Here is a 9,274-nt window from a genome sequence, read left to right as displayed (position 1 = left end):
CGGCACGTCCGGCGACGCCGCGCCGCCCCCCGGCTCCGACCCGTCCGCCTCGCCCTCCGCCCCCGCCGCGTCCGGCGCCGTCTCCCCCTCCGCCACCGCCGGCGGTCCGGGCGCGAGCGCCTCGCCGTCGCAGCCGGACGGCACCGCTCCGGCCGGGTTCCGCCGCTACGACGCGCCGGAGGGCTTCTCCGTCGCCCTGCCCGGCAGCTGGACGCGGCTGGACACCGCACGCGTGCCGGGCGGCGCGTACCGGGTGGTGTTCGGCGCGTCCGGCGACCCGCGCACCCTCGCCGTCACCTACAGCAGGAGCGCGGGCGCGGACCCGGTGGCGGTCTGGCGCGACGACGTCGAGCCGGGCCTGGCGCGCTCGGACGGCTACCGGCGGATCGGCGAGATCCGCGCGACCACCTACCGGGGGCGTGCGGCGGCCGACATGGAGTGGCTGGCCGGGGACGAGGGCGCCCGGGTCCGCACCTTCGGCCGCGGTTTCCTGCTCGGCGGCGGCCGCAGCTTCTCGCTGCGCTGGACGGCTCCGGCCGGCGACTGGGGCGACTCGGCGAACGAGCGGGCGCTCGCCGCCGTCCTCGGAACCTTCCGGGAGGATGCGAGCTGACCCTTCCGCCCCGTTTCCGCCTGTTTTCCCTCGGGCCGGGCGGGGACTCGGCCGCCATGGCACACATCGGATACACGATGATGACCGAGCAGGCCGGCCCGCGTGAACTCGTCGGCCATCTGGTGCGGGCCGAGGAGGTGGGGTTCGACTTCTCGGTGACCTCGGACCACTACTTCCCGTGGCTGCGCGCGCAGGGCCACGCGCCCTACGCCTGGAGCGTGCTGGGCGCCGCGGCGCAGGCGACCTCCCGCATCCCGCTGATGACGTACGTGACGTGTCCGACCTTCCGCTACCACCCGGCGGTGGTGGCGCAGAAGGCGGCGACGCTGCAGTTGCTGTCCGAGGGCCGGTTCCGGCTGGGGCTCGGCTCGGGCGAGAACCTGAACGAGCACGTGGTGGGCGGCGGCTGGCCGTCCGTCGACGTGCGGCACGAGATGCTCCAGGAGGCCGTGGAGATCATCCGGGGCCTCTTCGCGGGCGGTCACGTCAACCATCGCGGGACGCACTTCGACGTGGAGTCGGCCCGGCTGTGGGACCTGCCGGAGAGCGCGCCTCCGATCGGCATCGCCGTCTCCGGGGAGCGCTCCTGCAAGCTGGCGGGCGAGTTCGCCGATCTGGTCATCGCCACCGAGCCGAAGGCCGGGCTGCTGGAGTCCTTCGACCGGCACGGCGGCACGGGCAAGCCGCGCGTGGGCCAACTGCCCGTTTCCTACGACCCCGACCGGGACACGGCGGTCAAGCGGGCCCACGCGCAGTTCCGCTGGTTCGGCAGCGGCTGGAAGGTCAACTCCGAACTGCCGCACCCGGACTCCTTCGAGGCGGCCACCCAGTTCGTGACGCCCGACGACGTCGCCGAGTCCATCCCCTGCGGCGACGACCCGGACGCCTTCGTCGGGGCCGTACGCCCCTACGTCGAGGCGGGCTTCACCGAGATCGCCCTGGTGCAGATCGGCGGCGAGTCGCAGCCCGCCTTCCTGGACTGGTCGGAGAAGACCCTGCTGCCCGCGCTGCGCGAGGAGTTCGGCCGCGACTGAGCCCCGGGGACGGACGAATCACCGGCACGACTGAGCATCTTGCCGGTGTGCGGGGTACTAGAGGGCTCTACGTCCGTCCCGCTGGAGGCCCCCGTGAACACCGCCGTGCACAAGACCCTGGTCGTGCAGCTCCAGGCGGGCGACACCGCCGACCGGTTCCCGGTGCTCGCCCACCTCGCGTACGACGCGGCGGACCCGTTCGCCCTCACGGTGGTCTTCAGCCACGACGGCCGGGTGCTCGCCCGCTGGACGCTGGACCGCGAGATGGTCGCCGAGGGACTCACCCGCCCGGTGGGCGTCGGCGACGTGCGGCTGCGGCCCGAGTCGCACGGCATGTGGGACGAGCTGCGCGTCGAACTGCTGGGCGACGACCGGTCCGACGGGCACCGCCACCGTGCCGTGGTGTTCCTGTGGGCCTCGGCCGTCGAGGCCTTCCTGCGCGAGACGCACGCGGTGGTCCGGCCGGGCCGGGAACAGGTGCGCGTCGACGACTTCCTCGCCGAACTGACGGCGGAGGGCTGACCGCGGAGGGCTGATGACCGCGCAGGCCCGCCGGCCCGGGAACGGCAGGCCGCGGGCCGCGGGCCGCGAGGTATCAGCGGGCCGTGTGGCGGTGCCGGGTCCACAACGGGATCCCGAACCAGCACAGCAGGTACCAGAGCACCACGCCGGTGACGAGGTAGGGCACGAAGCCGTCGTGGGTCGCCACGCGCAGGATCAGCAGGAGCGAGCAGGCCGTCGTGGCGAGCAGCAGCACCAGGCCGAGCACGGTCAGCCGGGACGCCCACCGCACGGCCTGCGGCTTCACCCGCCGTCCGGAGACGAGGCGGTGCAGGGACACCGGGCCGATCAGGGCGCCGGTCGTCACGGCGCCGAGGACCACGGTGACCAGATAGATCGTCTGGTCGGTGTCCGAGAGAGTCTCGTACTTCGGCTGGAACACGACCGTGAGCAGGAAGCCGAACAGGATCTGCACGCCCATCTGCGCGACGCGGACCTCCTGGATCAGCTCCGTCCACATCCGGTCCGCCCGCTCCTCCTCGGTCTCGTTGCGGCCCCTGCGCCGGCCCGAGTCCGCTGCCGCGTCCGAGTCCCTCACGTCGTCCTCCCGATGACCGTCGCCTGCGTCCTCTTCCCTCTTCCCGGGATCCCCGCACTCAGGCGCCGGGCCGGGGCGGCGACCGCCGGTTTGGGTGATCGGGGGACGGTTACACGGGCCGGGACCGACCGATGCGCGGCAAGGAAGGCGAAGGATGTCCGACACTCAGCTCACCGTGACGCTCGACGGCGGCGGCCTCGACGACGCCCGGGCGATCGTCCGCACCCTGGAGGGCGTCTTCGGGACCCCCGACGGCCCGCCCGCCGACGCGGGGGCGACGGTGCGCACCGCGACCTTCGACTCCCCGGACACTCCGCGTGCCGCGGACGCCTCCCCGGGGGCGGCGGGCGGCACGCTGTCCGCGCCGGTGACGGTGACCGTCCAGGGCACGCCGCAGGCCGTGGAGGCGGCGAGCGAGACGCTGTCCCGCGCCTTCACCGCGCGCGACGGCGGAACGGCCTCCGGCGACCAGGAGCGCGAGCGCCAGTTGCTCCTGGTGCCGTGAGGCCGTGACACCTCGGCCGCGGGGCGCCTACCAGCGGCCTTCGACCTGGTCCTTGATGCGCCGGTCGTAGAGGTCGCGGATCGCGGCCAGCGTGCCGTCGGACAGCTCCGGCAGCCGGGCGGCGTCCGTGTTGGCGCGGGCCTGCTCGGGCGAACGGGCGCCCGGGATCACGCTGGTGACGCCGGGCTGCTGGACGATCCAGCGCAGCGCCAGCTGGGCCGGGGTGTACCCCTCGGGGGCGAGCGCGGCGAACTCGGCGGCGGCCGCGACCCCGGTGGCGAAGTCGACGCCGGAGAAGGTCTCGCCCTGGTCGAAGGCCTCGCCGTGCCGGTTGAAGTTCCGGTGGTCGTTGGCCGCGAAGACGGTGTCCTTCGTGTACTTGCCCGACAGCAGGCCGGAGGCCAGCGGCACCCGGGCGATGATGCCGACGCCCGCCTCGCGGGCCGCGGGCAGGACCTCGCGCAGGGGCTTCATCCGGAACGGGTTGAGGATGATCTGGACGCTCGCCACGTTCGGCCGGGCGATCGCGGTCAGCGCCTCCTCGCACGTCTCCACGCTGACGCCGTACGCGGCGACGCGCTCCTCCTCGACCAGGGTGTCCAGGGCGTCGAACACCTCGTCGCTGGAGTAGACGGGCGTCGGCGGGCAGTGCAGCTGCACCAGGTCTAGGCGGTCGACGCCGAGGTTGCGGCGGGAGCGGTCGTTCCACTCCCGGAAGTTGTCCAGGACGTAGTTCTGCGGGATCTGGTCGACCCGGCGGCCCATCTTGGTAGCGACCAGCACGTGCAGGTCGGGCCTGCTCGCCAGGAAGGTCGCGATGGTCTGCTCGCTGCGGCCGTCGCCGTAGACGTCCGCCGTGTCGAAGAAGGTCACCCCCGCCTCGGCGGCCGCCTCCAGGACCGCGAGGGCCTGCTTGTCGTCCACGTCTCCCCAGTCGGCGCCCAGTTGCCAGGTGCCGAGGCCGACCACCGAGGCGTGCTGATCCGACCTGCCGAAAGTGCGCTCGTCCATGGCGTCAGTCTGTCATCCGCGGTGCGCGGGCACCGCGTCGGGACGCCGGGAGCGGTCCGGTCCGTCGCCGGTGGCGAGTCTGCGTGCCTGGGTCGTGCGCGCGATCGCGGGCCCCAGCCGGCGCTTGAGCCGGCGCAGCGGCTCCAGTCGCCCGGCCGCCCGGTCGATCCGGTAGTACAGGCGGGGCGGGAGGTGCGGAAGCAGCGGCGAGTGGCGCTGGCCGAGCAGCGCGAACATCTCCTGCGGGGGCAGGTGGATGTAGCGGGGCAGGTTCTCGTACCACTGGGCGCTGAGCCGGGCCGCGCTCTGCACGGGCAGCAGGGCCACCTTGCGTTCGCGTTCGTAGTGGGCGAGGGCGTCCGGGAGGGCGTCCCGCTTGCGCAGGGCGGTGGCCAGGGTCATCGCGTCCTCCAGGGCGAGCGTGGTGCCCGCGCCGACGGAGTAGTGCGTGGTGTGGGCGGCGTCGCCGAGCAGGACCAGGTTGCCGCGGGACCAGGTGCGGTTGGTGAGGGTGCGGAAGGTGCGCCAGGGGGCGCCGGCCCGGCCGGCGGACCGCGCGGTGAGCGGGTGTCCGTCCAGCACGTCCGCGAAGAGCTTCTCCAGCAGGACCAGTCCCCCGGCCTCGTCGGCCCGGTCCAGGCCCAGGCCGGTCCAGGTCGCGGGCGCGCACTCGACCACGCAGGTGCTGCCCTCGGGGCCGAAGCCGTAGCCGTACGCCCAGATCCAGCCGTGGCCGGTCTCCACGAAGGCGAAGGTGAAGGCGTCGAAGACCTTGGTGGTGCCGAGCCACACGTAGTGGTTGCGGCCGGCGGTGATCTCGGTGCCGAAGTGTTCGGCGTGCCGGTTGCGCAGGGCGCTGCCCGCCCCGTCGGCCGCCACCACCAGGTCGGCGGCGGGCGGCTTTGCGCCGGTGACCGGGTGCTCGTACTCCAGGCGTACGCCCAGCTCGCGGGCGCGGGCGGCGAGGATCGCCAGGAGCCGGTGGCGGCCGATGCCGAAGCCCTCGTCGCCGTGGTGCCGGGTGGCCCGGTCGCCCACGTGGGCGACACCGTCCCGCCAGCGCACGGAGTGCCGCTCGACGGTGCGCGCGGAGGCGGGGTCGTGCTCCTGGAGCCGGTCGAGCAGTCCGCGCCAGTAGGTGACGCCCCAGCCGTAGGTGGAGCCCTCCGGGTCGCGTTCGTGGACGGTGATCTCGTGGGACGGGTCCTGCCGTTTCAGCAGGATCGACAGGTACAGTCCGGCGGGCCCACCGCCGACGCAGGCGACCTTCACACACACCCCTGGTATGCACTCATAACGGTCATTGGGGACCGCAGAGTAACAAGGGGACGGTGCCGGGCCGCCGCCACGCGGCCGTGGCCGGCGCGGATTGCCCGCGGCCGCCGTGCGGCACGCGGACTATCCGGCGGTCGCCGTGCGGCACTCCGGGTGGCCCCAGCCCTGGTCGTTCTTGGCGATGGGCTCACCGGCCGCGTACGAACGGCCGCACAGGCAGCGTCCGGCGAACTTCGCCTTGATGGTGCGCGACGAGGAGCCGCCGCCCTTGCGGCCGGCGCCCGAGGCCCGGCGCGGCGCCCTGCGGGTGGCCGGCACGTCCGGCGCGGGCGGCGGCTCCGGCGAGCCGAGCGCGCTGCCCGCGGCCTCCTGGACCACGGCAGCCTGGCTGGCGGCGCGGTCGGCGAAGTCGTTGAGCCGGTCGCCGTCGACCTGGTGGGCGGGGACGTAGCGGAACTCGACCGAGCGGCCGTCGAGCAGCTCGTCGATGCGCACGACCAGCTCCTGGTTGGCGACCGGCTTGCCGGCGGCGGTCTTCCAGCCGTTGCGCTTCCAGCCGGGCAGCCAGGTGGTGACGGCCTTCATGGCGTACTGCGAGTCCATGCGGACCTCGAGCGGTACGCCGGGGTCGGTCGACGCCAGCAGGCGCTCCAGCGCCGTGAGTTCGGCGACGTTGTTGGTGTTCCTGCCGAGCGGGCCGGCCTCCCAGCGGACCGGGTTCTCCGCCGCGTCGGCCACCACCCAGGCCCAGCCGGCCGGACCCGGGTTTCCCTTCGAAGCCCCGTCGCACGCGGCCACCACACGTTCACGCATGCGCCCGATCATGCCATGGCCGGGCGAGGGGTCCGGACCGGGTTCAGGAGACGTCCGTGACCTTGGGCATCTCCCCTTCCGTGGTCGTGATGTCGATCACCGAGAAGCTGGCGCCCTGCGGGTCGCTCAGCGCCGCGAACCGGCCGAACGGGGTCGTCATCGGGCCGAACCGCAGCACGCCGCCGAGCTTGGTGGCGCGGGCCACGGCGTCGTCGCAGTCGGCGACGGTGAAGTAGACGTTGATGTACGGCGGTACCTCGGGCGGGAAGTCCTCCGTCATCGTCATGCGGCCCAGCACGGGGTCGCCGCCGAGGTCGAAGAGGCGGAAGTCCACCTGGTCGTCCTGCATCTGCTTGGCCCGGTAGGAGAAGACCGCCGGGAAGAAGGCGTCCGACTTCGCGGGCTCGCGGGTGAAGACCTCCGCCCAGCAGTAGGCGCCGGGCACGGCCGTCGCCTCGAAGCCCTCGTGGGCGTCGCCCTGCCAGACGCCGAAGACGACGCCGCTCGGGTCCCGGGCCAGGCACATGGTGCCGAAGTCGCCGACCCGCATCGGTTCGAGGAGCAGTTCCCCGCCGGCCTCGCGGATCCGGCCTGCGGTCGCCGCCGCGTCCGGCGAGGCGAAGTAGAGGCACCACTGGGACTGGTCCTCGTGCCCGGGCGGGGGCGGGACCACGGCGGCCACCGCCTTGCCGTCCGCGTAGCACTGGGTGTAGTTGCCGAACTCCGACGACGACTCGCCGAAGGTCCAGCCGAGGACGTCGCCGTAGAAGCTCTTGGCGCCCTCGACGTCGGTGAACATCGCGTCGGCCCAGCAAGGGGCCCCTTCGGGTTGCACGGCCATGACTGTCGCCTCCTGTGCGACGAGTGATGCGAACTGGGACTGCGGGGGGGGTGAGACGACCGGATACGTCCGGTTCCTCACGCTAGTCATCCCGGCCACGCCCCGCGCGCCGACGACGGGTCACCGTCCGGCGTACGCCTGCTCCAGCGCGGCGATGTCGAGCTTGCCCATCGACATCATGGCCTTGTTGGCGCGCGCCACCCTGGCGGGGTCGGGGTCGCGGAACATCTCCTCCAGCCGGCGCGGGACGACCTGCCAGGACACGCCGAACCGGTCCTTGAGCCAGCCGCAGGGGCCTTCCTGGCCGCCGCCCTCGGTGAGCGTGGTCCAGTAGTGGTCGACCTCCTCCTGGTCCTCGCAGGTGATCTGGAAGGAGATCGCCTCGGTGAACCGGAACTCCGGGCCGCCGTTGAGGGCGACGAACTTCTGGCCGTTGGCCGTGAACTCGACGGTGAGCACCGTGCCCGCGGGCTGGTGCGCTCCCTCGGGGTACCGGGTGACGGCGCCGATGCCGGAGTCCTTGAAGACGGAGACGTAGAAGTTGGCGGCGTCCTCGGCGTCGCCGTCGAACCACAGGCAGGTGGTGAATCCGTCGCTGCTCATGAGTGCCTCCCGGGCGTGGAACGGGGTCACCACTGTCGACCGGCGCGGTGCGCGGAACTCATCGCTCTGCCGGTGGCGAATCTGCCGCGGGCAGAGAAGTGCCCGGTGGGGGCCGTGGCGGGCCGAGAGTGGAGGAACCGCGGCGCCATCGGCCGCGAACCGCACCCCTGTGCTGACCACGACTCGACAAGGAGCGCCGATGTCTCCACTCATCGCCGCAACGGCCCCGGCCCGATCGCCCAGGGCCGAGGACGGCGACACCCCCGCGACCCGGTTCGACGACCGGCTCGCCGAGCAGTTGCTCGACCAGCGGATCGTGCTGCTGGGCACCCAGGTCGACGAGGTCTCCGCGAACCGGGTCTGCGCCCAGTTGCTGATCCTGTCCGCCCAGGACCCGCGCACCGACATCAGCCTGTACGTCAACAGCCCCGGCGGCTCGGTGCACGCCGGGCTCGCCATCTACGACACGATGCGGCTGATCCCCAACGACGTCTCGACGCTCGCCATGGGGTTCGCCGCCAGCATGGGCCAGTTCCTGCTGAGCGTCGGCACGGCGGGCAAGCGCTACGCGCTGCCGAACGCGCGGATCATGATGCACCAGCCGTCGGCGGGCATCGGCGGCACCACCGCCGACATCGAGATCCAGGCCGACAACCTGGAGTTCACCAAGCGGACCATCGAGCGGATCACCGCCGAGCACACCGGGCAGAGCCCCGAGACCATCTCCCGGGACGGCGACCGCGACCGCTGGTTCACGGCCGAGGAGGCCAGGGAGTACGGAATGGTGGACCAGGTCGTGCAGTCCCTCGCGGACGTGCGCCCGGCCGCCACCCGGCGACGGATGGGACTGTGACATGGGCAGCTACACGATTCCGAACGTCGTCGAGCGGACCCCTCAGGGCGAGCGGTCCTACGACGTGTTCAGCCGGCTGCTGTCGGAGCGGATCATCTTCCTGGGCACCGAGATCGACGACGGCGTGGCCAACGTCGTGATCGCACAGCTCCTGCATCTGGAGTCGTCGGCCCCGGAGAGCGAGATCGCGATCTACATCAACTCCCCCGGGGGCTCGTTCACGTCGCTGATGGCGATCTACGACACGATGACCTTCGTGCAGGCGCCGATCTCCACGTTCTGCGTCGGGCAGGCGGCGTCCACGGCGGCCGTGCTGCTGGCGGGCGGGGACCCCAGGCGGCGGTTCGTGCTGGAGCACGCGCGGGTGCTGCTGGGGCAGCCGGCCAGCGGCGGCCGGCAGGGCACGGTCTCCGACCTGGCGCTGCAGGCCAAGGAGATGGTGCGGATCCGCTCCCAGGTGGAGGAGGTGCTGGCCCGTCACACCCACCACGACGTGGCGACGCTGCGCGCGGACATGGACCGCGACAAGGTGTTCACCGCGCGGGAGGCGGTGGCGTACGGGCTGGCCGACGAGGTGCTCGCCCGGCGCCTGGCGCCGGTGTGAGCGGCCGGGCCGGCGCCCCGCAC

General features: G+C 72.9%; 12 protein-coding genes. 6 read left to right on the top strand and 6 right to left on the bottom strand.

The annotated features are described in order from the left end of the window. From K7854_RS14535 to K7854_RS14525, 3 genes are all read left to right on the top strand, one after another. Positions 1–613 (top strand): serine/threonine kinase C-terminal domain-containing protein (locus tag K7854_RS14535; protein ID WP_505016449.1); only part of this gene is annotated, 613 nt, incomplete at its 5' end. Between the two features lie 56 nt (positions 614–669). Then, positions 670–1,647: an LLM class F420-dependent oxidoreductase gene (locus K7854_RS14530; protein WP_226026888.1), complete on the top strand. Its 978-nt coding sequence runs from the start codon at positions 670–672 to the stop codon at positions 1,645–1,647. 93 nt (positions 1,648–1,740) lie between these two features. Then, positions 1,741–2,169: an SsgA family sporulation/cell division regulator gene (locus K7854_RS14525; protein WP_226026887.1), complete on the top strand. Its 429-nt coding sequence runs from the start codon at positions 1,741–1,743 to the stop codon at positions 2,167–2,169. 73 nt (positions 2,170–2,242) lie between these two features. On the opposite strand, the gene K7854_RS14520 is transcribed toward K7854_RS14525, so the two are convergent. Continuing rightward, on the bottom strand, positions 2,243–2,668 hold the full coding sequence (locus tag K7854_RS14520; protein ID WP_264087305.1) for a DUF6328 family protein: 426 nt from the start codon (positions 2,666–2,668) through the stop codon (positions 2,243–2,245). A gap of 232 nt (positions 2,669–2,900) precedes the next feature. Between K7854_RS14520 and K7854_RS14515 the strand changes: the two genes are divergently transcribed. Beyond that, the gene (locus tag K7854_RS14515) at positions 2,901–3,251 is read left to right on the top strand and encodes a hypothetical protein (protein WP_226026885.1); all 351 of its coding nucleotides are present in this window, start codon (positions 2,901–2,903) and stop codon (positions 3,249–3,251) included. A gap of 27 nt (positions 3,252–3,278) precedes the next feature. Here K7854_RS14515 and K7854_RS14510 read toward each other — a convergent pair whose 3' ends face one another. From K7854_RS14510 to K7854_RS14490, 5 genes are all read right to left on the bottom strand, one after another. Further along, positions 3,279–4,262 carry an aldo/keto reductase gene (locus K7854_RS14510; RefSeq protein ID WP_226026884.1) on the bottom strand — a complete coding sequence of 328 codons (984 nt, stop codon included), beginning with the start codon at positions 4,260–4,262 and terminating at the stop codon, positions 3,279–3,281. A gap of 12 nt (positions 4,263–4,274) precedes the next feature. Next, a complete protein-coding gene (locus K7854_RS14505; RefSeq protein WP_226026883.1) occupies positions 4,275–5,534 on the bottom strand; it encodes an FAD-dependent monooxygenase in 1,260 nt (419 codons plus the stop codon). A 126-nt stretch (positions 5,535–5,660) separates the two neighbouring features. Continuing rightward, a complete protein-coding gene (locus tag K7854_RS14500; RefSeq protein WP_226026882.1) occupies positions 5,661–6,362 on the bottom strand; it encodes a ribonuclease H family protein in 702 nt (233 codons plus the stop codon). Between the two features lie 31 nt (positions 6,363–6,393). Further along, positions 6,394–7,191: a VOC family protein gene (locus tag K7854_RS14495; RefSeq protein ID WP_226026881.1), complete on the bottom strand. Its 798-nt coding sequence runs from the start codon at positions 7,189–7,191 to the stop codon at positions 6,394–6,396. 120 nt (positions 7,192–7,311) lie between these two features. Further along, a complete protein-coding gene (locus K7854_RS14490) occupies positions 7,312–7,794 on the bottom strand; it encodes a VOC family protein (protein WP_226026880.1) in 483 nt (160 codons plus the stop codon). Between the two features lie 199 nt (positions 7,795–7,993). Here K7854_RS14490 and K7854_RS14485 point away from each other — a divergent pair, with 199 nt between their 5' ends. Both K7854_RS14485 and K7854_RS14480 read left to right on the top strand, forming a co-directional pair. Next, complete coding sequence (locus K7854_RS14485) at positions 7,994–8,647, top strand: ATP-dependent Clp protease proteolytic subunit (RefSeq protein ID WP_226026879.1); 654 nt, start codon at positions 7,994–7,996, stop codon at positions 8,645–8,647. Position 8,648: 1 nt separating this feature from the next. Then, positions 8,649–9,251, top strand: coding sequence for a ClpP family protease (locus K7854_RS14480; protein WP_226026878.1), 603 nt, complete (start codon positions 8,649–8,651; stop codon positions 9,249–9,251). Positions 9,252–9,274 lie beyond the last annotated feature (23 nt).

Source organism: Streptomyces hyderabadensis, from assembly GCF_020404845.1.
Classification (GTDB): Bacteria; Actinomycetota; Actinomycetes; order Streptomycetales; family Streptomycetaceae; genus Streptomyces; species Streptomyces hyderabadensis.
This window is presented reverse-complemented; position numbering and strand designations above follow the sequence as displayed.